At 67.6% G+C, this 24,022-nt stretch carries 17 protein-coding genes and 4 pseudogenes; 15 read left to right on the top strand and 6 right to left on the bottom strand.

What is annotated here, in order from left to right; translation table 11 throughout:
- The first annotated feature begins 510 nt into the window (after positions 1–510).
- From GTY47_RS39370 to GTY47_RS39350, 5 genes and pseudogenes are all read left to right on the top strand, one after another.
- Positions 511–1,365: an IS5 family transposase gene (locus GTY47_RS39370; RefSeq protein ID WP_040903500.1), complete on the top strand. Its 855-nt coding sequence runs from the start codon at positions 511–513 to the stop codon at positions 1,363–1,365.
- Between the two features lie 769 nt (positions 1,366–2,134).
- Positions 2,135–2,467 (top strand): DEAD/DEAH box helicase, encoded by a 333-nt coding sequence (locus GTY47_RS39365; RefSeq protein ID WP_078602885.1) that lies wholly within the window; start codon positions 2,135–2,137, stop codon positions 2,465–2,467.
- Complete coding sequence (locus tag GTY47_RS39360; RefSeq protein ID WP_158688432.1) at positions 2,455–2,751, top strand: hypothetical protein; 297 nt, start codon at positions 2,455–2,457, stop codon at positions 2,749–2,751. Before GTY47_RS39365 ends, GTY47_RS39360 begins: the two co-directional genes overlap by 13 nt.
- Before the next feature lie 1,857 nt (positions 2,752–4,608).
- A pseudogene (locus GTY47_RS39355) lies at positions 4,609–4,725 on the top strand (helicase associated domain-containing protein); the annotation flags it as partial.
- 506 nt (positions 4,726–5,231) lie between these two features.
- Positions 5,232–6,499: pseudogene (locus GTY47_RS39350) on the top strand (IS701 family transposase).
- A 163-nt stretch (positions 6,500–6,662) separates the two neighbouring features.
- Here the strand turns inward: GTY47_RS39350 and GTY47_RS39345 are convergent.
- The 3 genes and pseudogenes from GTY47_RS39345 to GTY47_RS41535 all read right to left on the bottom strand — a co-directional run.
- Positions 6,663–6,887: a hypothetical protein gene (locus tag GTY47_RS39345; RefSeq protein WP_010042638.1), complete on the bottom strand. Its 225-nt coding sequence runs from the start codon at positions 6,885–6,887 to the stop codon at positions 6,663–6,665.
- Entirely contained in the window at positions 6,884–7,438 is a 555-nt protein-coding gene (locus GTY47_RS41540) for a sigma-70 family RNA polymerase sigma factor (RefSeq protein ID WP_010042637.1), read from the bottom strand. The genes GTY47_RS39345 and GTY47_RS41540 overlap by 4 nt, the downstream gene beginning before the upstream one ends.
- Positions 7,412–7,717, bottom strand: a pseudogene (locus GTY47_RS41535) (WhiB family transcriptional regulator); the annotation flags it as partial. The pseudogene GTY47_RS41535 and the gene GTY47_RS41540, both read right to left, overlap by 27 nt.
- A gap of 533 nt (positions 7,718–8,250) precedes the next feature.
- Here GTY47_RS41535 and GTY47_RS39335 point away from each other — a divergent pair.
- From GTY47_RS39335 to GTY47_RS39315, 5 genes are all read left to right on the top strand, one after another.
- Positions 8,251–9,153: a hypothetical protein gene (locus GTY47_RS39335; RefSeq protein ID WP_010042635.1), complete on the top strand. Its 903-nt coding sequence runs from the start codon at positions 8,251–8,253 to the stop codon at positions 9,151–9,153.
- A gap of 439 nt (positions 9,154–9,592) precedes the next feature.
- Positions 9,593–10,351 carry a TnsA-like heteromeric transposase endonuclease subunit gene (locus GTY47_RS39330; protein ID WP_078602882.1) on the top strand — a complete coding sequence of 253 codons (759 nt, stop codon included), beginning with the start codon at positions 9,593–9,595 and terminating at the stop codon, positions 10,349–10,351.
- 29 nt (positions 10,352–10,380) lie between these two features.
- Positions 10,381–12,510: a Mu transposase C-terminal domain-containing protein gene (locus tag GTY47_RS39325; protein ID WP_063738914.1), complete on the top strand. Its 2,130-nt coding sequence runs from the start codon at positions 10,381–10,383 to the stop codon at positions 12,508–12,510.
- Positions 12,507–13,562, top strand: coding sequence for a TniB family NTP-binding protein (locus GTY47_RS39320; RefSeq protein WP_231911015.1), 1,056 nt, complete (start codon positions 12,507–12,509; stop codon positions 13,560–13,562). Before GTY47_RS39325 ends, GTY47_RS39320 begins: the two co-directional genes overlap by 4 nt.
- Positions 13,563–13,579: 17 nt before the next feature.
- A complete protein-coding gene (locus tag GTY47_RS39315) occupies positions 13,580–17,092 on the top strand; it encodes a Helicase associated domain protein (protein ID WP_158688431.1) in 3,513 nt (1,170 codons plus the stop codon).
- Positions 17,093–17,102: 10 nt separating this feature from the next.
- On the opposite strand, the gene GTY47_RS39310 is transcribed toward GTY47_RS39315, so the two are convergent.
- Together GTY47_RS39310 and GTY47_RS41530 are read right to left on the bottom strand one after the other, a co-directional pair.
- Positions 17,103–17,495 (bottom strand): hypothetical protein, encoded by a 393-nt coding sequence (locus tag GTY47_RS39310; protein WP_158688430.1) that lies wholly within the window; start codon positions 17,493–17,495, stop codon positions 17,103–17,105.
- Positions 17,496–18,285: 790 nt separating this feature from the next.
- Complete coding sequence (locus tag GTY47_RS41530) at positions 18,286–18,861, bottom strand: hypothetical protein (RefSeq protein WP_234025773.1); 576 nt, start codon at positions 18,859–18,861, stop codon at positions 18,286–18,288.
- 443 nt (positions 18,862–19,304) lie between these two features.
- Between GTY47_RS41530 and GTY47_RS41525 the strand changes: the two are divergent.
- The 3 genes and pseudogenes from GTY47_RS41525 to GTY47_RS39290 form a co-directional block, all read left to right on the top strand.
- Positions 19,305–19,730: pseudogene (locus tag GTY47_RS41525) on the top strand (WhiB family transcriptional regulator); the annotation flags it as partial.
- Positions 19,716–20,222 (top strand): sigma-70 family RNA polymerase sigma factor, encoded by a 507-nt coding sequence (locus tag GTY47_RS41515; RefSeq protein ID WP_267880844.1) that lies wholly within the window; start codon positions 19,716–19,718, stop codon positions 20,220–20,222. The pseudogene GTY47_RS41525 and the gene GTY47_RS41515, both read left to right, overlap by 15 nt.
- Positions 20,223–20,260: 38 nt before the next feature.
- A complete protein-coding gene (locus GTY47_RS39290) occupies positions 20,261–20,410 on the top strand; it encodes a hypothetical protein (protein WP_158688429.1) in 150 nt (49 codons plus the stop codon).
- A 355-nt stretch (positions 20,411–20,765) separates the two neighbouring features.
- Here the strand turns inward: GTY47_RS39290 and GTY47_RS39285 are convergent, their stop codons facing one another.
- Positions 20,766–21,758: a hypothetical protein gene (locus GTY47_RS39285; RefSeq protein ID WP_231911026.1), complete on the bottom strand. Its 993-nt coding sequence runs from the start codon at positions 21,756–21,758 to the stop codon at positions 20,766–20,768.
- Positions 21,759–21,960: 202 nt separating this feature from the next.
- Between GTY47_RS39285 and GTY47_RS39280 the strand changes: the two genes are divergently transcribed.
- Positions 21,961–22,929, top strand: coding sequence for a hypothetical protein (locus GTY47_RS39280; protein WP_010042618.1), 969 nt, complete (start codon positions 21,961–21,963; stop codon positions 22,927–22,929).
- A 115-nt stretch (positions 22,930–23,044) separates the two neighbouring features.
- Positions 23,045–23,314 (top strand): hypothetical protein, encoded by a 270-nt coding sequence (locus GTY47_RS40570; protein WP_040903498.1) that lies wholly within the window; start codon positions 23,045–23,047, stop codon positions 23,312–23,314.
- The last annotated feature ends 708 nt before the right edge of the window (positions 23,315–24,022 follow it).

The raw sequence follows: 24,022 nt of genomic DNA, 5'->3' as shown, positions 1-24,022 counted from the left end.
AAAGCCAGAGGCGTGTGCAGAGTCCGCGCCAGCGGGAGTGACCCGGCCTGCTGTGCCTGGCTCGGGCCCCTCGTCGCATGAAGATACGCGAGTGAGGGCGACTGGCACCTGCGGTTAGACCGCGTGAGCGGGGGCGACTCCTTCCACTGCGGCTCACTGGTGGCCACCTGCCGGCAACGCCAGGGTGAGCTGTGTGACCGGATGCAGTCCCTGCTGAGACGGCGCCCTCGGACGCCCGCCTGTGCCGCTCCGGCCCAACCCCAGCGGGAGCGGGGATGACCCCACGCCTTAGGTGCAGCCCGGCCGAAGGCGGACCTGACGCCCGCGGAAGCGGGAGTGCGTCGGCGAGGTATACCCGCTTCGTTTCGATGATGAGGTGGGCCTATCCAGGCAGGAGTGACTCGACTTTGCCTCGGTCGACGACGATTGTCTTAGAGGGCATCTGATCTAGATAGTGGGTGTTCTGGGATGTTTGTGTGACCGGTGGTGCTGGCGGTCGTTGCACCGTGTGTGAGTGCTCGCCGTTCGTACCGCAGTGATGTGTCCGATGCCCGCTGGGCTCTGATCGAGCCGGTCTTCACCGCCTGGCGGGCGAGACGGACTGGCCCCGGTACGGCGGTCCGGGTGCACGACCTGCGAGAGATCGTCAACGCGATCCTCTACGTCAACCGCACCGGCATCCCATGGGAGTACCTGCCTCATGACTTCCCGCCGTACAAGACCGTCTACGACTACTACTACGCAAAGTGGGAAGCGGACGGCACGACCCAGCAGGTCCACGACCTGTTACGTGACAAGACCCGCCGAGCCCACGGCCGCAGTGCCGATCCGACTGCGGCCGTGGTCGACGCCCAGAGCGTGAAGACCTCGGCAAACGTGGCCGAGACCAGCCAGGGCATCGACGCCGGCAAGAAGATCAAAGGACGCAAACGGCACCTGATCACCGACACGCTCGGTCTCGTGCTGGCCGTCCTCATCACTGCCGCGAACGTGCACGAGACCACCGGCGGCAAGCTCCTGCTCGACGACGTGGCCGCGAACTACCCCAGTGTCTCCAAGGTCTGGGCCGACGGCGGATACCAGAACAGCATCTTCAATCACGGTGCCCTGCTCGGCATCGACGTGGAGGTGGTGCAGCGGCCTCGAGCCAGGGGGTTCGAGCCGCTGCCAAAACGCTGGGTGATCGAGCGGACCTTCGGCTGGCTGATGCAGCACCGCCGCCTGGCCCGGGACTACGAAGCCCTGCCCCAGAGATCCCGAGCAATGATCCACTGGGCGATGGCTAACAAAATGTCCCGCGAACTGACGGGAGAATCTACGCCTACCTGGCGAATCGAAACGGACATGACCGCCACAACAGCCTGAACGGTGATCAGACGCTCTCTTAGGGCGGAGCCCGCGCGAGCGGGAGTGACTCGGCATAGCCGTCGTCGATTCGGTGGAAGTAAGGCCGCGCAAGCGGGAGTGACCCCTCGCAGAGCCCGCCCCACGATCTGCAGCAGCTCGTAGCGCCCGCGAGCGGGAGTGACCCGTAGCTTGTGTGATGTATGGTCGGCCCGCACTGTGAGGCCCGCGGCAGCGGGAGTAACCCGTCGGCCGGGATGCGAATGTTGTCATGGATCGCATAGAGCCCGCGCGAGCGGGGGTGATACGGCCTCGGCCTCCTTCACCATGTGGTGGAACACTTGGTGTCTGCGCGAGCGGGAGTGGCTCAGGGTGCTCGGTGATGCGCTAGCTGTGCTCGGCCCCGCGTACTTGGCCCGCGCGAGCGGGAGTGCCGCGGCCGCGCGCGACTGGTTTACCTCGGCCTCGATATAGAACCCGCGCAAGCGGGAGTGATACGCCAGTGAGCCAGACCTCGGAGTCCGGGGTGCAGGTAGAGCCCGCATGAGCGGAGTGACTCGGACTCCAGCGCGCACGAGGCAGCAGCAATCGGGAAGAGCCTGCGCGAGCGGGCGGCCCCACCCCCAGTACCGGCGCAGCTTGGCGACCAGGTCGTGCGCGTCCTCGGTGCGGCGGTCGACCTCCAGCAGCAGTTGTTGCCAGCGGCCCGACATGCTGCAGTACTTTGAGAAGCCGAGCAACGGGGATAGATGCTGAGCTCTTGTCAGCTCAGCGGCGGGAACGGAGTGCAGTGGCCTTCAAGCTCAATTCCGCCGATGCGGCCATGCCGGATGACCCGGTTGACCTGTATCGGATTCTTGCCCTGACGAATCGTGGGCCTGAATTCGTGTGGGGAAACCAGCAGGATGTCCTTCGGGACTGGCACGAGAAGAAGTCAGACGCGTCAGACGTAGCAATTGAGCTGCCGACCGGGGCGGGTAAAACTCTTGTCGGAGGCCTGATTGGCGAGTACCAGCGCCGCAAGTACGGCGAACGTGTCGCCTACCTCTGTCCCACTCGGCAATTGGCGCGGCAGACGGCAGCAAAGTTCGACGAGTATGGGATCCAAACGTGCTGCTCGTGAATCGCGTGAAAACATGGAATCCAGCCCACCAGGCGCGGTACGAGGCAGGGGAAGCCGTCGCCGTCAGCGTCTACAGTCATGTCTTCAACTCGAATCCGGCTCTCGACAATGCTGGCATGCTCGTCCTGGACGACGCTCACGCGGCCGAGGGGCATGTGGCCAGTCCGTGGAGTCTCGCCATCTCCCGCAAGACCGAGGAGAGTGCGTACCTTGACAGCCGGGCCGAGCAAGCGCTGCCATCACAGTGGCTGCCCCTGCTGAAAACGACCCCGATCAAGGGGTAGTGAAACGGCACGCGGGTCCCTCAGGCCGACGGGCTCGAGGGACCCGCGTCCGCACCGGCTCCCAGCCAGCAGCCTTGTAGGCAGGACGTGCAGTCCGCCCCGCGCTAGATTGACCAGGTCAGAGAGGGCAACGCCCGCGCCAGCGGGAATGACTCGGACGTCACAGAGGCACACAAGAGGCCTCGCGCGTAGCGCCCGTGCGAGCGGGGGTGACTCGATCCCCCAGCAGGTCACTGACGTCACACACAGGTCCGCCCCGCGCGAGCGGGGGTGACCCGTTGGCGCACTGGGCTAGACAGGAACGGAGGGCGTAGCCGCCCACGCGCGAGAGAGCCCGGGCAGCGAGGTATTCGCCCTACACATGGACGGTAAGCCCGCGCGAGCGGGAGTGACCCACACTCCAGCGCGCACGAGGCGGCAGTGATCGGGGAGAGCCCGCACGAGCGGGGGTGACTCCGCGGCCCTGTTCAGCTTGCTGCACCAGCCGCCGTACCGCCCGCGTGAGCGGGACCGACTCGCACTCCAGCGCGGATGCGGCGGGGGTGATCAAGCAAAGCCTGCACAAGCCGGAGTGACTCGATCTGGCGCACGTCGTGATGGTTGTGATGGACGCAGAGCCCGTGCGAGCGGGAGTGACTCGTGCAGTAGTGCCGACTCTGCCGCGGCCTCGGTGTATCGCCCGCGTGAGCGGGAGTGACCCGGACCCGGACCGAACCGGCGCACCGAACGGCGTCTGTGGGCGCCGTGGAACCCGCGCAAGTGGGAACGCCTCGACGCTGCCCTGTGAAAGTCGATCGGCTTACGCTGAAGTTACCGCGAGCGGGAGTGAGCCGTGACGATCCAGTCTGCCGTTGATCAGGTCGGCATTGCGCCCGCGCGAGTGGGAGTGACTCGACGCTAGTGTCGATCCGGGTGGCCGACGGCCTGGAGAGTCCGTGTGGCTCACTGCAAGCCACAGGAAACACTGGCCGGATCAGGGCCCGCGTGAGCGGGGGTGACTCGACCGCCCTGGCCGAACGCCTCCGTTACTTCCTGTGGAGCCGCGGGAGCGGGATTGAGTCGGTCTTGGAGGGCTCGGCGTTCAGAGCGCGGCCGGAGGGAACCGACGCTGAGATCGATCCGGCCGGCCGGCGGCTTGGCGAGCCCCAACCGGGAGTGCATCGACGATGTACTCTGAGTTCTTCGCTGATGAGGTGGGTCTACGCAAGCGGGACTAATCGGAATGTTCAAAACCTGGCCGGCGAAACCCGCTCCGTATCAACTGCGTAGATGACAGGACTCCTACGCTGCCGACGATACCTAGGTCCATCTCTGCTCGTGCAAGCGGGAGTGACTCGACCTTGCCCCGGTCGACGACGATTGCCCGGGGTGAAGCCCGCGCGAGCGGGAGTGAACCGGCCACCGTGGCGGCCTTCCCGGCGACCTCGAGGCAGAGGCCGCGCGGGGTGGGGGGTGACTCGGCGGGAGTTCCGTGCCCCGGTGTGCACGGGTACTCCACCCCGCGCGAGCGGGGGTGACTCGAGAGGCACCTGCTTTGGGCCCTGTACCCGTGACTCGGCCCCGCGCGAGCGGGGGTGACATATCGTCAGCTGACCCAGATGCAGCACACGCGAGCCCAGTCGGCATGGAAGTGTGTGAAGACCATCTCGCCACGCCTTCAGAGTGAAACAGCAGGTCACAGCTCTCTTCGTATTGTGATTCTCAGTGGGCCGAACTGGCGATTCTCAGATGCCTGAACCGACAGTTCTCATGTTGCGTCTGAAGCAATCCCATGATGCCCCCCAGCTAGCGGGCCATGGACATCACCCAGACGACATCTTCATGAGAATCGCGCATGGCACGGAAGTGAGAGTCAGCACGGAACCGGTGCCCGTAAAGCTCGGTGTATGGGTCTCCAACACCAAGCAGAGGCGCGACAAGCTCACCCAGGACCAGCTGGACGCACTACGGGAGCTCGGCATGAAGTGGGCATAACACTGTCGGCGGGTCGTGGCGCCGACCTGTATGAGACGCCCGTTCGCACATAGCCCCCGGGCTGCCATAGCAGCGCCCAGGGGCTTGGGGCTGTTATCGCCGGCAGGCAGTTCCGCATCGAAGAACTTGATCACTGAGGTTGACCAACCTGAGGGCGTGCAAAGCTTTGATGCGCGAGTAGTGGGTTCGGAGACGCCGTATGCGCCGGGGTGGCGCCCGAAGATGCGCGGACTGGGATCGCTGGTCTTGGGAAGTATCAGGTCGACCACGAAAGTCGCGTTCGACTGTGGTTCCGACAGGCTTAGTGCCTGTTTCTGAATCCGGTGACAGCAGGTCAAGGGCCGCTAGTACTCCAGTGTGACTTCGCGATCTTGGGTCAGACCCGCGTGAGAACTGGAACGGCCACCGCGTGATCATCAAGGGTTGTGTGGACTCATGACGATCGTGCGATGGCCGCAGGTCACAGCATAGACGGCGCCCGATGGCGGGCGATGTTCGAGCAGGCCATGGCGCGGATTGCGGGCCGGTTCAGCCGAGTTGAACCCCGGGCTACCGCCCGCGCCTACCTGCTCGGACTGCTGTCGCATGCCGAGCGGAAGAACTGCTGGCAGCCGGCCGAACAGGCAGGCCATGCGCGGCCGGGCCCGATGCAGCGGCTGCTGCGCTGCGCCCGCTGGGACGCCGACGCCGTCCGCGACGACATCCGCGCCTACGCCGTCGAACACCTCGGCGCCCAGGGCGCGGTGCTGATCGTGGACGAGACCGGCTTCGTGAAGAAGGGCCGGGCCTCGGCGGGCGTGCAGCGCCAGTACACCGGCACCGCCGGGCGCATCGAGAACTCCCAGGTCGGCGTCTTCCTCGCCTATGCCACCAGCCGGGGGCGGACGCTGATCGACCGCAGGCTCTACCTGCCCGAACAGTCCTGGTGCTCCGATCCCGGACGCCGCCAGGCGGCCGGGATACCCGAGACTGTGCAGTTCCAGACCAAGCCCCGCCTGGCCTGGGAGATGATCGCCGCCGCGCTGGACGCCGGGGTGGAGGCACCGTGGGTGACCGGCGACGAAGCCTACGGGCAGGACCCTCAGCTTCGTGCCGCCCTGGAGGCACGCGGGACCGGCTACGTGATGGCCGTCGCCTGCTCCACCCGGGTACGGATCAACTCAGGCCGCACCACCATGCGCGCGGACACCGTCGCCGAACGCCTGCCCGCCAGCGCCTGGCAGCGGCACAGCGCAGGCAACGGCGCGAAGGGCCCGCGCTACTACGACTGGGCCTGGATCCACATCGGCACCGACGGACACCGCCACCTGCTCGTCCGCCGCAACCGCACTACTGGTGAACTTGCCTTCTACCTGTGCTGGTCACCCACCGAGGTGACGCTGGCGGAGCTGGTCCGCGTGGCTGGCGTCCGCTGGAGCGTGGAGGAGTGCTTCCAGGCCGCCAAGGGCCAGGTCGGACTCGATCACTACCAGGTCCGCAACTGGACCTCGTGGCACCGCCACATCACACTCGCCATGCTCGCCCTGGCCTTCCTGACCGCCCTCGCCGCCGACGCAGCCCCCGACCGGCCCATCGATCCCCACCACCCCGCCCGCGGCAGCGACCCGATCACGCTGACCGTCCCCGAAATCCGCCGCCTACTCGTCGTCGCGCTCAACCCCCGGCCGTGCCAGCGGCCAGGCTCCTGCACTGGTCCACATGGCTCCGACGCCACCAAGCAACAGCCCGCCGCAGCCACTACCGACAACGGTCAACTGACCAACTCACTGGATAGATCACGAAACCGCACTGGAGTACTAGTCCGGTATAAGAGCTTTGTGTAAGCGTTCGGGGAACGGTCACCGTGACCGTTCCCCGAACGGGATCCGCTGCGGCTGATGTGGCGAGATTGAAGGAAGCTGGGCCATGGCGGCGGTCCGTTTGCGAAGCTCTCGCTGTTAAGCAGTGCGATGCCACTTGAGCAAAGGCTGAGGCCAAGAGGCGTCTTCAGAGTCATCCGTTGCCAGCCGCTCCAGCGATTCCGCCAGCTTCTGCTCGACGTCGACCGACTCGTCAAGAAGCCGCTGGGTCTCTGCCTTCCCCGCCTGCAGGAAGCGGTCGAGTCGGGCCGCAGTCTCTTCGTCGAGGTCTGGCTCGTCATTCCAGGATGTCTCAGCGCTCACTGCGTACCTCCCTCGTCCTCCTCAAGCATGCGCGCCAGGTTGAGGCGCGCCCGTCGCAGGTTCTGCCGTACGTTCACTGCCGGCATCCGCAGAGCTTCCGCCGTCTCGGATGGCGAGCAGCCGTCAATTTGGAATGCCATCACCATACGCTGGAGGGGCGGCAGACGCCGGAGAAGCTGGTTCATGTCCGTCTTCTCGACTACGTCAGCACTATGGTCGACGACACCTTCCTCTGGAACTGAATCGGTTAGCTCGTCTGGTCTGACGCGGCGCACGGCTCTTAACCACATCCTGGAGGCCGTCGTTCGCAGCCATGGCTTGGGCCGGGCCACCTCGTACCACTTCTTCGCGAGCTCTTCGAGCGCACTCTGCGCCGCATCCTCCGCATCGTGCTTGGAGGCACCTGCGTTGATGAGCAATCCCACCAAGGGTTTGATCTGCTCCTTGTAGACGGACAGGAAGGCCAGCTCGTCCTCCGGGCGCCTCCACTTCAAGCCCGAGACCCTGCGCACCGGTTCGACTGTGTCGTCGTCCAGGGTCAGGGTGCCCACCCCTCGCTCGTACTCCGTTCGGGCTGTCTCCAGCAGCCGCCGCCACGAGGTCACCGTGGGAAGCCTACGAAGCAGCGCACGGCGTTCCCGCGCCGTCATGCCTCCCCACACACCGAATTTGACACGGTTGTCCAGCGCATCGGCCAGACACTCAGTGCGTACAGGGCATCCTGTGCACACGGCCTTGGCCCTGTTCTGTGCGGCCTCAGCCACGAACAGCTCATCCGGATCGGTTGTACGGCAGGCAGCCTGAGCAGACCAGTCAGTCACCCATCCCACGCGGCCCCCCTTCACGTTCCACGGACCGCCCGATTTCGATGGTCACCCTGTTCGCGCGATCAACGAGGCGGCTGCCCCGAGGAAGCTCACGCACCAAGTCACGGCGTAGCGACCCGCGAATCTTCTCCACCTGGACCACCCCCCTCGCACGGATCCAAACCCGCAGCACCCCCACCAGGCACCCCGCCACAGTGACGCCTGCTGCAATCACATACTCCGGCATCGCCCCATGCTCCGTTCGCTGGTCCGCTGAAGTCGTCATAGAGGAGTGCCATCCAGAGGGCTCAGGCGTGACGTCGCCCGTCGACTTTTTTTGGTCGGCCGCGGCGGGCCGTCCGGCGACGCGAATCCGTTTCGCGCTGTCCTGGTACGCCCACAGCTGACGGCGGGTGCGGAACTCGCGCATGCGGCCGGCCTTTGTCGAGCGCCTCGACGCGCACCGGCTTGGGCCAGTCGGGTGGGAGCTGGTGCGGTAGTGGGAGATGGCGCCGGAGTCCAGGCGGGTTCAGAAACAGGCACTTAGAGTCCAGCCCATGCATGCGGAAAAGCTCAAGCTCTCCTCTCAGAGGTGGATGACAGCGGCGCTCACGGCGTTCGCTCAGGGGGCCGACTCCCACGACTTCGCCGTTCACCACGCAGGGATCGCAGCCGAACACCTTCTCAAGGCCTACCTCTCGTCACTTCACCCGGCGCTGATAGTCGAAGCCAAGGACTTCGACTCGCTGCTCCACGCCACTGGTCACGGCACGCACGCGTCCGCTCCGGCAAGCCGTGCGAAGACCATCGGCCTGGTCGAAGCACACGCCCGAGTGCACAAGATCCTTCGCAAGCAGATCCCGGTCGACCAGCGGGCCCTGCTGCCGGTTGCGAATGCCCGCAACGGCGTCGCGCACAGCGGCCTCCATGACATCGCCGAGGTCCAGACCGTATTCACCACCTGCCTTCGACTGATCGATCCGTTGCTCACCGAGTTGGAGATCGACCCGGAGGTCTACTGGGGGAGCTATGTCTCGCTGCACGACAGGCTGATCGAGGAGCAGGTCAAGGCCGTCCGAATCCAGTTGGAGGGCAAGCTCGCTAGGGCGCGAACTCTCTTCGCGCAGCGCTACGGGCACTTGGCAGCGAAGGAGCGTGAGATCGTCCTGGCGACGATCACGCGGCAGTCGCCGAGATACATGGAGCACGACGAAGAGAGGCCCTGTCCGGCCTGCGGCTCGAAGGGCTGGCTCATGGGCGACACCCATATCGACGAGACGAACGAGCCCGTCGTGGTCTTCACGCCCTACGTCTTCGCCTGCTCCGCCTGCGACCTTGATGTCGAGAACGAGGAACTCTGGGATCTCGGAGACTTTGCTGAGGAGGTCGTCCTCGATGTGACCGTGGACGAGTTCTATGTGAATTGGGAGCCCGACGAGGACCTCTACAGAGACAGGTGACCTGCCCCGCCCTCCGCGTCTCCGTTGACGTCGGGCGCGGCCGGGGATGGCCAGCTGCGTGGAATGGTGCCCCAGGGCTCTGTCAGGGCGATGCCGGTCGCCGGGTCGCCGTACGGGGACGTACAGGCCCCCAGTCGGCGTCACCGGCTGAGCCACTGACCGACCCAAGCATCGGTGGTCCCCAGTCGGGCAAGCAAACCGCCCAGGAGTCGGACGGTCACAGCGGTACCTCCATCCGGCAGGACCCTCTCCCCCCCTCCCCGGCCGCATACCAGCGATCATCGACATCACTGTGCTCGACTCACTCCCCGCAACGGCGCGGCGAGACGGCGGGCAGGCGGGCGCCCAGCGCACGGTACGACTACAGAGCCAGGTCCGGGACGCCACGGCGCATGCCGTGTGGCCATTACCTGATGGGATGCTCATCGGTTGAAGGTGCATGTGGCAGCAAGGCTCCTCGGCGCACCCGGCGGTCGCTGATCCCTGTAACTACAGCGCCCGTTTCCTGGATCCGTACGGGAAAGAACAGCGGATGCCGTGGGGCGAGGCCGCTCGTGTCGTTCGTCTGGAGGACTGCGGTGCGGTACGTCCGTTTCCCTTGCGATCTGGCCGTCGTTTCGCGCCGGGCTGGTGGTGGTCGGCTACCACCGGGCGGCTGGTGCACTACGGGTCGGGTGTCATGCGCACTCAGGTGATGCTGCTGGACCGTGATCCTTCGGTCATGGCGATGACATGCCGCCCTGTAGAGCTGTCCTGGCGGGGATCTGAGGGGACCGTGGTGTCGCATGCGCCGCATCTGATGGCACGGTTCAGCGACGGCGGCGGTCTGCTGCTCGACTGTGCCGGACGAGGGGAGATCTCTCCCCGGCTCGCGCACCGTGCTGCCGTCATGGCAGCGGTGGGATGGCAGTACAGAGTGGCGTCGCCTCCAGAACCGGTTGTCGCTGCCAACCTGGGCTGGCTGTCGGGATACCGGCACCCCCGCTACCGGGACACCGCGATCGTGGAGGAGGCGATACGGGCATTTGCCCGTCCTCGGCCGCTGATCGAAGGGGCACGTGACCTCGGGGACACCATCAGGGTTCTCCCGGCCCTCTTCCATGCCCTATGGACCGGGGCGCTGTCAGCCCCGCTGAACGAGCCCTTGCATGAACGGGTGACCGTGACAGCAGGCCCGGGCGAGTGGGCGTCTGCGTGACGGCGGCAGTACTCGAGGTGGGGAGCCAGGTGCGGTTCGAGGATCGCTCCTGGACGGTGGTGATGCTCGAAGGAGCGCGTGCCAGGCTGGTCGACTCGGACAACTCCCCGGCAACGGTGCTGGTGAACTATCTGTTCGCTGCTCCTGACTTCGAACTCGTAGGAGCGCCCCGCCCCGAGGTGCCTCCGTTCGGGCTCCTGGAGGAACTGCCTGTTCAGGCACGCGAGCGGGCTGAGGCCTGGGAGCGGCACGTGCGCGAGGTGGAGACCGGCCTTCCGGTGCCGGGGCAGGGCGGTGTTCCGCGGGCGGAGTTCGATCCGGCGCAGCGGACTGTGGCGGAACGGGAGGAGGCCAAGGCAGCGGAGTTGACCGCGGCGGGGCAGCCGACGAGTGCGGTGACCGTGCGGCGGATGCGGGCCCGTTACCGCGAGAAGGGGCTGTGGGGGCTGGTCGACCAGCGCACGGCGCGTAGGCGTTCTGTGGTGGGACGGGCCGATGAGCGTGTGGTCGCTGCGATCACTCAGGTGCTGGAGGCACAGCGGGAACGCTCCACTGGCACGCTGAGCCGGCTGCGGCGCATGGTCGGGTGGATTCTGGAGGAAACCCATGGGCCCGGCGCGGTGCAGTTGCCGCCGGTGACGACGTTCAACCGGCTGGTGCACGCGCTCGCCGACGGCCATGGGCTGCTGGGGTCGGCGGCACAGCAGCGGCGGCGCACGTCGCGGCCGGCGCCTCCCTTCACCCCGACCGTGGCGCTGCGACCGGGTGAGCTGGTGATGCTGGACAGTACGCCGCTGGATGTGCTGGTGGTGCTCGCCGACGGGGTGACGGGGTCGGTCGAGTTGTCGATCGCGTTGGACGTGGCAACGCGCAGTATCTGTGCCGCGGTCGTGCGGCCGGTGGGCACGAGATCGGTGGATGCGGCAGTGCTGCTGGCGCAGATGGTCACGCCCATGCGGATGCGCCCGGGGTGGGATTCGGCGCTGGCGATGTCTCGGTCAGTCATCCCCTATGAGCGGTTGGTGTCGTTGGATGCGCGGCTGGAAGGGGCAGCGGCCCGGCCGGTGATCATGCCGGAGACGGTGGTGGTCGACCAAGGTGCGGTGTTTGTCTCCCGTTCCTTCATTGCCGCGTGCGAGAGCCTGGGGGTGTCCGTTCAGCCGGCGCCGCCGGCCAATGGCCCGGCCAAGGGCCATGTGGAGCGGACGTTCCGCAGCATTGGGGACCGGTTTTCCCAGTACGTGGCCGGCTACAGCGGCTCGGATGTCACCCGGCGCGGCACGCACGTTGAGGACGAGGCGTGCTGGACGCTTGCGCAGGTGCAGGACCTGCTGGATGAGTGGCTGGTCACCGACTGGCAGCACCGCCCGCACGCGTCGCTGCGCCATCCGCTGGCACCGAAGCTCGCCCTGTCGCCGAACGAGATGTGGGGCGCGCTCGTGGGAGTCACCGGCTATGTCCCGGTGCCGCTGAGCGCGGACGATTACATCGAGCTCATGCCCGTCAAGCGGGTGGCCATCAACGACTACGGCATCCGCTTCGACTACCGCACCTACGACCACAAGGTCCTCAATGCGCATCGCGGGGACCGGTCGGGCGCGCCGGACGGTAGATGGGAGGTGCACCACAACCCCTACGACCCCAATCAGATCTGGGTGCGGCTGCCCACCGGGTGGGAAGAGGTGCCGTGGATCCACCGCGGCTGTATCAGCCTGCCCTTCACCGACTTCACCTGGCAGCACGTCCGTGCCGCAGTCGAGCGCCGCGGCGACCGCGTCGAGCACGAGCGGCAGCTGGCCCAGGCCCTGGACCGCCTCCTGCGGCGTGCGAGCAACGGTGCCGGGACTCGCCGCGAGCAGACGGTGGCGGCGCGCGCCAGCGCCGCAGCGTCCCTGGCCCGACCAGCCTCGCCGCAGGCGGTCCCGGACCCTGTGGCGGCTCCGACCCTCTCCTACAGCCTGGTGGGCGCCTTCGCCCCGATCGAGGAAGAGGATCAGCAAGGGGAGGCAGGGTTCGAGGACGGCTGGGACGAGGACGACGACCTGCCCGGCCCCGCTGACGCCGATGAGCATGCCGGAGACGAACGGCCGGACTCCCCCGCTCAAGTTCCGCGCCCTTCCCGGATCTATGACGCCTACCAGGAAGCAGCACAGTGGTGACAGACGCGCCTGCCGACAGCACCCTTCACGACGGAGCGAGGGCCGCGGCGTACGCGCCGCCGACCACGCGAGACGGCTGGCAGCAGTTCGTCGCCGCTCCCCCGCTGCAGCCCCATCCGGCCGCCGACGAGGACTGGTCGCTGGAGGAACGGCTGGATTACCACTCCCGGTTCGTGGTGCTGACCACCCCGGCCATGGAACGCATCTCCCTGTCGCTGCGGCGTCTGATGCTCCTCAACCGCCGCCAGCAGGGCACCGCACGCCGCGGCCTGATCGTCTCCGGGCCGCCCACCACAGGCAAGACCACCACCCTGCTGGAAATGGGCCGCACCTTCGAACTCGCCGAGCAGCGCCGGCACCCCGGCAGCACGGACCGCCTGCCCGTGGTCTTCCTGGCCGTGCCACCGGCCTCCACACCCAAGATGCTGGTCAGCGAGTTCGCCCGGTTCCTCGGCATCCCCATCGCCACCCGCATGAACCAGGCCCAGATCACCGACGCCGTCTGCCACCTGCTGTGCCTCCTGGAGACGAAGCTGGTCCTCGTGGACGACGTCCACCTGCTCGACACCCGCACCCGGTCCGGCGCGGAGACCTCCGACCAGATGAAACACCTCGGCGAGCGCATCCCCGCCACCTTCGTTTACGCCGGCGTCGACGTCGAAGCCTCTCCCCTGCTGACCGGGCCGCGCGGCGCCCAGCTAGCCGGCCGCTTCACCCTGATCCGCAACACCGCGCTGCCCTGCGCCACCGAAGAGCAACGCGAGATCTGGCGTTCTCTGGTCACCGACATGGAGCAAGCCCTGCGCCTGCGCCACCACACCCCGCACACCCTGGCGCGGCACTCCGACTACCTCCACCAGCGCACCGGCGGCGTCATGGGCAGCCTCTCTCACCTCATCCGCGAAGCCGCCCTGACCGCCCTGCTCGACGGCAGTGAGAAGATCACCAAGAAGCTCCTGGCCGGCATCCAGCTCGACATCCGCGCGGAACAGCAAGCCCGCCCGCCCCGAAAACGCCTCCCGCGCCCGCGCAGCCACAACGCGGGATCCTGACGGAGGCCGGAGCAGCGGTGACGAAGACCCCCAGCGGGCAGCAGGCGCAGCTCTTTGAGCGAGAGCAGCCCGAACTCTCCGGGCACGCAGGGGCTTTGGGTGCGGTGCGGGTAGCGCCGCTGCGCGGTGAGACGACGCTGTCGTACATGAGCCGGGTTGCCTCCCGCTACCGGCTCACGGCCAAAGAACTCATCGGCGCGCTCGTGGACGTGGGACGGCGTCCCAACCTCTTCACCGTGCGGCCCGACGGCGAAGTCGTCTTCAACACCGAGGCCCGGGTGGTGGTCGCCGCCTTCTGCCGCATGCCCGAAGAACACCTGCTCCGTGCCCTACCGGCCTGGGGCCGGGAGGTTCCCTCGAGCAGGCTGGAAAGCGGTCCGGCCGCCTGGGTCCGCACCTCAGCCACGATCCCGCCGACCGGCCCCGGCTGCCGGGCCTGCACCGCGACCGCATCACAGGGCCGGGAAGAAGCACGCCGCTACCTCCTGCCGCACGCACGGGTCTGCGTCAAGCACCAGTGCTGGATGCTCGAAGCCCCCGTCGTCGACGGAGCGACGGCGGGCCCCGGGCAGCTGGACGTGCGGCACGTGCCGCAGATCGCAACGGCCCAGCGTCGTCATGCACGGCTGCTGCGGCGCAGCCCGCACGCCGGCGAAGCGTTCGCTGTGGCGCAGGCGGTTACAGCGTCGTGGTGGGACGAGGCCTGGCCGGAAGAGACCCTCTGGCCCGACCGGCTGCGGTCGATGGCTTTGGGTGACGGCCTCGTATGGCGTGGAGCGGCGCGGGATGCGGTGACCTATCCGGAAGCCGTCACGCTGGCCGCGGCCCTGGCCGATGCGGGTGTGCAGCAGCAACTGCTCGACGAGGCGGGCCGGCATCAACCGCACTCGCTCGCCGATGTCCCCCGCCTCACCGGCGAACTGGCCCGGCGTCTCGAGCGGCCGTGGATCGCCGGCCGCCTCGCTGCGGTCACGACAGGGCCGCTGAACGCCTGGGTACGCGCCTGCGTCCGCAGCCAAGCCGGACACAATCCGAAGACGCGGAGCATGTGGCGCATCTCCCCGCCCCACCGGCCCACCCCGGTTTCCCAGCTCCTGGCCGACAGCAGTGACCGGGGCGAGACACCCGTGCAGCCCGAGCCTGCGTCGCTCCCAGACAGCGCCGAAGATGCTGCCCGGGGGTTCGCGCGTGGGCTGCGCCATGCTCGTACCTACGCCGCCGAGCACAGCCACCTGTGCGCGCCCAACACGGTGCAGATGGAAGGCTTCGCCGTCGGCCTGTGGCTCGCCAACCAGCGCGCCGCAGGACCTGAACTCGCTCCCGAACGCGCCGCCGCCCTCGACGCCCTCGACCCGTGGTGGAACCCGCCTTGGAACCTGTGGTGGCAGCGCATCTACCACCGCGCCAAGGCACTGGTGAAGGCCGGGCAGCCGCTCAAGCCCGAACACGGATTCCCCGGCACCACGGAGAACCTCGGCACCTGGCTCTACGAGCAGTGCACCAGCTACAGCAGCCTCCATCCCGGACAGCAGCGTCTCCTCGCCGACCTCGGCATCACGCCTGAACGCGCCCGCGACGTCATGCCCCGGCGCCGGGATCTCAAGGCAGCCCGGCGCACCGCCCTGGACCATGCCCGCGCCTACGCCGACGAGCACGGCCACCTGTGTGCTCCCACCTCCGCACGCCAGGACGGCTTCGCCATCGGCAAATGGCTGCACAGCCAGCGAGTGCGCGCCCGGCGCGGCCAACTCGACCCCGCACTCAACCAGGCGCTGACCGACATCGACTCCTCATGGAGCCCGCCCTGGCCCACCGACTGGCAGCGCGAGCACCACAACGCCCACGCCGCCGTCACGGCCGGCACCCTCCTCGACCCCGAAGCCGGATTCCGCAACTTCGACGACCGCACCGGGCAGTGGCTGTACGCCCAGTGCGTCAACTACACCGCCCTCCAGCCCGGCCAGCAGCACCTCCTGGCCCGCCTCGGCCTCACCAAGCCTGTCGCGGGCAGCGCCGTGCCCGCCCCGGCCACCCGGCATCCCGCCATGGAAACAGGGCTGCACTACGCCCGGGACTGGGCAGCCCAGCACGGCGCTCTCGACCTCCCCCGCACCGCCCGCCACCTAGGTTTTCCCCTCGGCCGCTGGCTCGCCACACAACGACACCAAGCCAACCTCCACCGCGACCTCTTCGACACCCCCTGGCCGCACGAGGAACACCTCGCCCGCATCGATCCGTACTGGAACCCGCCCTGGGGCATGAAATGGCAACGCCGCTACCAGGCCGCCCACACACAACTCACCCCCGGCCAAAACCTCGCCCCCCAGGAGGGCTTCCCCAACACACCGGACTGGACCGGACAGTGGCTGTACAGCCAGTGCGCCGTCTACGACGACCTCCACCCCCGCCAGCAGCAGCTCCTCGCCGACCTCGGCCTCACCGCCGAAGGCGCCCGCACCGCCCTACCCCGCCGCATCCCCCAAGCCGCAGCCTTCGCCGCCGGCCTCGCCCACGCCCGCGCCTGGGCCCAGGAGCACGGCAACCTCACCGTTGCCGAACCCGCCCGCCACGACGGCTACCGCCTCGGCACCTGGCTGCGCACCCAACGCCGCCGCGCCAGCCGCGGAAAACTGCCCGCCGACCGCATCAAAGCCCTGGAAGCCATCGATCCCCTCTGGAACCCGGCGGGAGGACTGCGCTGGCAGCAGGCCTACCTCACCGCCCGCACCCACACCACCGGCCGCTCCCTGGCCACCACCGCCGACCTCGACGCGCTCCCATCCGCGACAGCGAAATGGCTGTTCACCCAGTGCTCCAGTTACGCCAGCCTCCACCCCGAGCAGCAACAGCTGCTCGCCGAGACCGGCCTCACCAGCGAACGCGCCCGCGCTCTGGCACCACCACCGAAACCTCCCCGACCAGCCCGCCCAGCCCGCCCGCGGCTGAAGAACCCGCCCTGCGCCTTCGCGGCCGGCCTGCCCTACGCCCAAGCCTGGACCGCCCAGCACGGCAACCTCACCTCAGCCGACTACCGCACCGAACACGACGGCTTCCCCCTGGGATGGTGGCTGTACAAACAACGCCGAGCCGCCCACGCCCACGTGAAACGAACCGGCCGGCCCTGGCCCCACGATGCGCAACTCGCCGCCCTCGACCCGTGGTGGAACCCGCCCTGGCGAGCCACCTGGAACCACAGCTGGCACCAAGCCCACGCCCACCACAGCACCGCTCGGCCCTTCCCCAACCAGACCACCAAATGGATCCGCACCCAACAACGAACCTGGACTCAGCTCCACCCCCACCAACAACACCTGATGACCACCATCGGCATCCACGGGCCCACACCCCTGCACCGCTACAACAGCCGACCAGTGCACCTGACCAACCAACCAACGGAACTGATCAACACCCACGAGACCGCCCCAGAGCAGGAAACCCGCAGCTCACAAGCCCGCCCAGTCGGGGCCCGCAAGCAACGCCAAGCACCTCGCCAGCACACAGCACACCCTCGAACCCAACCAGCCAACTGATCAGCCCAGCTCAGCCCTCCGGCCACCGATCAGAAAGAACGAACCACGACATGCCCGCTTGAGACAGCGACGTATCCGTTCCTGGCGGCTGGGGTTCCAGAAGCCAGATCGCCTCGCCAGCGGCTTCGACAGCAGCCCGTAGCAGGCTGTAAGGGGCATAGGAGTGGATGACCTTTGCTTCAAAAAGCAGGGCTTGTACCGCGTGCAGATGGTCAACCGCGTGTGTAAAGCACTGGTAGGCGGCGCTGGACACCCTGAGTGTTGGGACCTTGGCGTCGTCTCCGCTGAGGCTGCTGCCCGGTTCCACCGCAGGGCTGGGCTCGCTGGTCGCTTTCTGCCATCCGTTGATCTGGCGCAGGGCATCAGCGACATGAGGCTGTACATGCGTGCGATCTTTGAGCATGGCCCATCGTCCCGTAGCGACGAGACCTTGGCCGCCGATTTATGCGGACGCAAGCTGCAGCTTCCTATGCAGGCACGCGCGGCTGGCCGCGTCACGCAAGCCGGGCGCGGCAAGTTCAGGCGGTGTTCTGGGCGTGCCTGCATCCGTGGAAGGTCGTCGAGGAAGGCGGTGACTGACGGTGCTCTTGCCCTGGTGCAGATAGCTGCGCTTCTGCTGCACGCTCCGGGGCCGATGGGAGCATGCGCACCGGTGGAGGAGGCTGACCGGCCCGCCCGCTTGGCTGGTTCGGCTCTGCAGCAGCTCCAGCCTGGCCGGGTAGTGCACGCGGCCGGTCCGCGCTTGGTTGTACGGGCGATCACCCGAAGTGGACGTCTGCTGGAAGGAACGCGCACCGGTGCTGGCAGGTCCGGGATACTTCGGGAATGCCAGAGTTGGATCTCGAAGCCGTACGGGCGGAGTTGCGCGCCCACAGCCCGGCGGCTCTCCTGGAGTTGCCCGAGGGGCAGTGGCTTGACGCCAAGGGGGCCCCGTACGAGCTGCGTAACCCTCACGGTGTCGAGGAACTCGCCAAGGACGTCGCGGCATTCGCCAACGGGGGCGGCGGCGTCATCGTCGTGGGGATCACCACGCGTCTGGAGCACGGGCGGGAGATCCTCGACAAGGTGAACTCGGTCGGCCGAGGGTCCGTCGATCTCGACCAGTGGCGCAAGCTGATCCGCCAGCACATCACCCCGGCACCGCGCGGGACAAGCGTGGAGTGGTCCGACGACCGGCAGGGCGCGTGCGTGGTCTACATCGACGTTCCTGCCCAGGATCCCGGATGCCTGTTCGTGGTGGCGGCGCCGGTCGGCAAGAAGGGCGCGCCGCGGACGGACACCGTCGCGGTGCCGGTCCGTGAGGCGGATGGCACGCACTGGTTGCCGAGCGTGGCGAGGCGGCGGGTGATCAGCTCCGCGACGACGTCCGCGCGGCTGGAGACGGCGATCAGGGCGCGCTGGGACAGGCCGTAGTCGAGCGCGGCCGCGGTGGCCGGGCCGGTGTCTCGCGTGCGAGACGTCTCGGTGCCGGCGGTGACCGCGCCGTGGATCGCGGCGAGGGAGCGGGCGACGTCCAGGAGCCGGTACGCCTGAGCGCGGCTGATGCCGAACTCCGCGTCGCAGTACGACTCCCAGCTGCTGTGCCCGAGCGGAAGCCAGACGCGGGCAACGTGCGCGTCGCGGACCCGGGCGGCGAGCACCGCCACGGAGCGCCGGACGTCGTCCATCGCCTCACGCAGCCCGGCCGTCATCTCCCGGGCGCGGGCCGCGGTGAGCGGCGGCCGCGCCGGTTCGGCGCCCTGCTCCTGGTCCTCGTCGTGCTCGCCCACGACTCCATCGTCCTCCGGGCCGGCGGGCGGCACCAGGGCGTGCGAAAGCACTGGCCCGAGCTTCACCTCTCGCCTCACAGCCTCTCTGCATGCGTTTTCACTTGGGAAGACGCCTGTGAGTCTCCCCAGGAGCAGACAGGGAGCGGCGGCTTACAGGGCGGTGCTGTCCAGGGCGCGGCGGTCTCCGGATATCCGTCCTGGTCTTGGTCGTACGGGCTCATGCCCCAGAAAAATTTTGGTTCAGGACGTCACGGGACGACCTTCCGCAGCGCACAGCTCTCCGACAGGACCTTCAGACAGATGGATCGGAGAGTGTGACGTGTCGGATGTAGTAGTAGCTGCCGCCGTGGTAGTGGTCGGGAACCTGTTGGCCTTCCTTGGTGCCTGGGTGCAGGTACGGGGGAAAGTTCAGTTGGAGCGTTCCCGACGCGAGGTGTACCGCGATGCCACGCGGCAGTTGCCCCCGGGCAGCCGGATCATTGAGAACCGGCACGGCACGACGATCGAGGTCGGCCTCCGGCCGGGCGAGGAAGGGAAGGAAACCGGCCGTGGCTGAGCCCGACGAGAGCGACTGGGAGGCGGAGTGGCAGCTGAATGCCGCATGCCGGTACGACGCCCGTGGCGATCAGGAGCACGAACGCCTCACGTCGATGTTCTGGGCGCACTCGCTGGCCGACGCCGCAGCGGTCAGGTCCTTGTGCAAGACGTGCTCTGTACGGTTCGACTGCGCCGAGCTCGCACTGAAATATGAGGAACCCTACGGCATCTGGGGTGGACTCACCGAGCAAGAACGGCGTCACCTGCTGCGGAGCCACCCTGGCGTGGAGGCCTGGAGGCACTTGCTTGAAACGGCGATTGCCGAGTACGACCTCGTTGCCGCCACCTTCGACCTCGACTTCGCCTCCCTCTTCGAAGAACAGTTCCACCGCATGGTGGGATTCCTCATCACGGCGGGTGCCCGCCGCCAAGATGCTGAGGATGCCGTGCAGATGGCGTTCGTCGAACTGGCCAGGCACTGGACGGAGGTCTGCGAACGTACTGGTTGGCTACGGCGCGTGGCACACCGCATGTGGTCCAAAGTTGTGTTCCAGAGCCGTGAACATCCCGTTGCTGATGTGGGTGGGGATGCTGTGGTTGCGCAAGGAGACGACGCGGATCTGGTCGAGCGACACAGAGTCCTTCAGCTGTTGAGCCGTCTGCCAGAGCAGCAGCGCGTCGTACTCGCATTCGCATACGACGGATGCACACCCTCTGAGACTGCCGCTGCCCTCGGGGTTCCGGCGGCGAACGTACGGCAGAACTTGAAGCGAGCCAGGACGGCCCTGGCGCGCCTCATCACTCAGGAAGGAATCGTTCCCTAATGGATGTAGCGGGCAGCGAACCCGAGTACACAGAGGCCATGGACCAAGCGGTGCGTGCCAGCCTTACAGAACTCCACGACGACCTGCGCTCCCGCGTGGATGCCGATGCACATCTGCGCCAGGTACGCGTATTGGCCGATCCTCGCGGCATCGCACTCGAGATCGGTCATGGTGCTTGTGTGCGCTGATTTGAAGGCAGGGTCCGTCAGCGGCGGGCGCATTGGCTCTGGTGACTTGATCGTCCTCCGGGCCGGTGAGCGTACGGAGGCGGGGTGCGAGCAGCTACCTCACCGCTCACTCCGTCTACCTGGGGAAAACGGGGTGTGAGACTCACAATCTCCGCGTCGTCGGGCAGATCCAGTCGCTGGCGCGGCCGAGGGAGCAAGACGTCCGGGCCGCCGGGCAGCAGGCCCCTGTTGCGTAGGAACCTGACGCGGCCGCGGCACCAGGAGGAACAGAACTCCCGGGGCCGGCGCCCGGACGCGGGGCAGGGCTGGGTGCACACCAGGCACTGGCCTGGGGCGGCGACGGGCGCCAGGCGCTTCAGCAGGTCACGCACCCGGTCTTCCTCCTCTTGCTCGTACGGTTCGACGTCAGCCGTGCAGTCCTCGAGCAGCTCGGTGAACGCGGCGCGGAAGGCGGGGATCTCGCGGCGGCAGGCTCCGAGCAGGTCCAGGTACTCCTCCACCAGATGGCGAGCGTGCCGGAGCGTGAGAGGTACAGGCCGACCCTGTCGATCCGGTACTGGTCGGCGGTGTCGAGCAGCAGGTAGCCAGCCAGCTGCCACGCTTCGGCCTGGCGGAGCGTGCGGGCGTACCGGGTGCTCTTGAAGTCGAGCAGCAGTCCGTCGACGGCGAGGTCGGCGTCCACGCTGATCTGGTCGGTGGGGAACGTGGGTGCCGGTGTGCAGTCCCTGGGCCGGGTACGGGCCCGCAGGGCGTCCAGCGGACCGTCGGCGGCCTTGTAGAGCTGGGCGACGACGTCGGCCACCATGTCGCGGTGCGGCAGCTGGAGTAGCCGGTCCAGGGTGAAGGCGCCGGGGTCTTCTCGGGCGGCAATGGCCAGCGGGGTGAAGGCGAACCCGATCGAGGTGCGGTAGTTGACCTGGTACCAGGCTGCGGCGATCAGCAGGCGGGCCAGGTCCTCTTCCTCATCATGGGCGCGGTCCATCGGGAGCTCTCGGTTGTCGAGCTGCAGACGCATGACCGTTTCCGGGAGGCGCTCGATGAGTTCTTCGCCCACGTCCCGCATCCGTTGCCGTGCGTCGGATTCGTAGGAGCCGGTGAGCAGGATGCCGAGGCGGGCGACGTGGTCGACTGGTTCGGCGGCGGTGAATGCCAGGCGGAGCCGGTAGTCGATTGCGGTGCCGACGTTGCCGGCCTCTGTGCCGACGCCTGGTCCTGGCATCAGGATCTGGCTGCTGTGGTCCCGAGCCCGGAAGCTTTTACGCAGCGGGTGGGCACCGGCCGACAGTTCACGGTCAAGGAACCGGCGCAGCGGGGTGCGTGGACAGTGAATCCCGGAGGTCAGGCTCATCAAGTCACCGCCTTGGGCAACAGGCGCCACCATGGCGCGGTTGAGTCGTGATGAACCGGAACGGTACGCAGCAGGACTGACAAACCGTCACCCGTAAGGATTAGCCGATCGTGTGGTCAGGGCGGGGGTGGGGCTGTCGAAGGGTGGGCTTCGCCCTGAAAATGCACCCCGCCCTGCCAGCGGCTGTCGGTACCGTCCGGTCATGGAATCGCCGGTCACGTTCGATCGTCTCTACGAAGGTGCCAAGCGCTTCGCGCGCCTGGCGATGGAAGCCCACGCCGAAGAGGACCAGGAGGTCTTCCTGTTACACGCTGGCGTCAGCGTCGAACGCCTGGCGAAGGCGGCACTGGTCCTTGTCCATCCCACCTTGCTCACCGAGGTGAACGGCAAGGACGACATGCTGCTGCACTTCGCGGGAGCGGTGTCTGAACCGCCGGCCCGGCTCAAGACCGTTGGCGCGTCGACAGCGATCGGTCGGCTGCGGAAGATGGACGTTCTCCCGCAGAAGCCCAAAAGCGAGGCTGCTGACCTCGATGGCCTGATCGAGCTGCGCAACGGTGTCGCTCACCTCGGTGCAGAGGACGTGGAGGACTACCTGGGAGTCCTCACGGCGACCGTGGACAAGCTCTTGCAGCACGTGAAGCGGGACCGCGAAGCCTTTTGGGAGTCGTGGTCGGACACGGTCCAGGTGATCCTCGACGACAGGGCAGACCGCTTGCAGAAGGCCGTCCGGCTGAGGATGGACCAGGCCCGGCACCGGTTCCGGACGCGCTTCGCTGACCTCCCGGACGGAGCGGTCGAGGGTGCCGCGCAGGCGGTGAGTGAGCGCGGGCTGATAGTGGTCGAGGTCGGTCCAGGAAAGGCGCTGTTCCAGACGCTGAGCCAGTGCCCCGCCTGCGACCGGGAAGCTGCCGCTCTGTTCCTGGCCGTGGGCGAGGACTCCCCGCTGTTCGACATGGAGCTGACGGCCGAAGGTCTCCTGTGCGGGCTGTGCGGGTTCCACCTCTCCAGCACTGATGAGGTCGAGGCCGCCGGCCTGCCGACCGTTGTCCGCTACTCCGTGGAGGACCTGACGCGCATCGTCGCCGAAGGCCCTGACCCTGCAGAACGCCTTGCCACACTCAAGCTCGCCCTGCCGACTGTGCGAACCCACGCCCACGACAGCTTCTAGAACGACGTGCTTGGCTCCCGGTAAGGCGCGCTACCTGCGGCACAGAGCCCTGTGACCTCACAGAGTGAGGCCGTGGTGTCAGTGGGGGCTCGCACAATGGAGTGCATGAATCGACGTGAGCGCACCCCCCGGCCAAGCCTCGCAGGCTCCCTCCCACCAGCAGGCACCGGCCGGACCCCACCCACCGCACAACCCGGCCCCGGGCAATGAAGGACCCCTGCTCGGCCTGCGCAGTGCCATCGTTTTGATGCTCGGTGTCCTCGTCGCCACCGGCGCCGGTGTACTGACCTACCTCGTCCAGCAAGACGCCGCCACCGCCGTCCTGGCCGGTGGCGCCGCCTTCGCCGGCGCCGTCCTCTTCTTCCACAAAATCATCGACCGCTAGAACACGCTGCGGGGCGGCGGCCCGAACCGGCCGCCGCAGCAGCCACGCAGGACGCATCCTCGTAAGAAGGCTGGGACTCAGAGTGATCAACTTTTCCACACCGCCTCACGCGGGCGTCCCGCGGCCCGCCGGAGTCTTCAGCGTCGCTCCCTTCGCCGGGGAGACGACGTCGTCACTGATATGCCGCCTGGCAACACGCTACGGACCGCAGACCAAGGCCCTGCGGTCCCACTGGAAGTGGCGCAACTACCGGCCCCAGCACGAAGGCGTGGGCGGCGCACGTGCCGACGCGGACGTCCTGCTGAACGCTGCGGGGCGTCAGGTCCTGGCAAGGCTGTGCGGCATCCAGGAAGAAACGCTGACCAGCACAAACACCAACCGAGCCTTTACGCGCTAGCGAAACCCACAACGAGCCCAGTCCCACTCAGCACACAACCCCAGCTCACACCCCGAACCACCCGCTAGAACCTCGCACCCCGCCGCTCTCAACGAACCCACAACACACCAGGCCAGCAAGCGCGCGATACACCAACAAACCCCCCTCCGAGCGTTACCACCCGCGGGACGCGGGGCGCGTCCATCCGGTTCTTGAAACGGTGCCCGACCGCGGCGTACGCGAGCGCCGCATTCGCAATGCATCAGCAGCAGCCGACACCCGCGCCACCTTTCACCGTGCTCCAGCGACCGGCGATTCGTCTGCGCTGCGCA

Source organism: Streptomyces sp. SID5464 (assembly GCF_009862985.1).
GTDB lineage: Bacteria > Actinomycetota > Actinomycetes > Streptomycetales > Streptomycetaceae > Streptomyces > Streptomyces chartreusis_D.
The sequence above is the reverse complement of the archived record's forward strand: the minus strand, read 5'-3'. Positions and strand labels throughout refer to the sequence as shown.

Coding starts and splice junctions, on each gene's coding strand:
- GTY47_RS39335 (WP_010042635.1), top strand. CDS start 8,251: ATGCATGCGGAAAAGCTCAAGCTCTCCTCTCAGAGGTGGATGACAGCG.
- GTY47_RS39330 (WP_078602882.1), top strand. CDS start 9,593: ATGTGGCAGCAAGGCTCCTCGGCGCACCCGGCGGTCGCTGATCCCTGT.
- GTY47_RS39310 (WP_158688430.1), bottom strand. CDS start 17,495: ATGCTCAAAGATCGCACGCATGTACAGCCTCATGTCGCTGATGCCCTG.
- GTY47_RS39290 (WP_158688429.1), top strand. CDS start 20,261: ATGGACCAAGCGGTGCGTGCCAGCCTTACAGAACTCCACGACGACCTG.
- GTY47_RS39285 (WP_231911026.1), bottom strand. CDS start 21,758: ATGAGCCTGACCTCCGGGATTCACTGTCCACGCACCCCGCTGCGCCGG.
- GTY47_RS39280 (WP_010042618.1), top strand. CDS start 21,961: ATGGAATCGCCGGTCACGTTCGATCGTCTCTACGAAGGTGCCAAGCGC.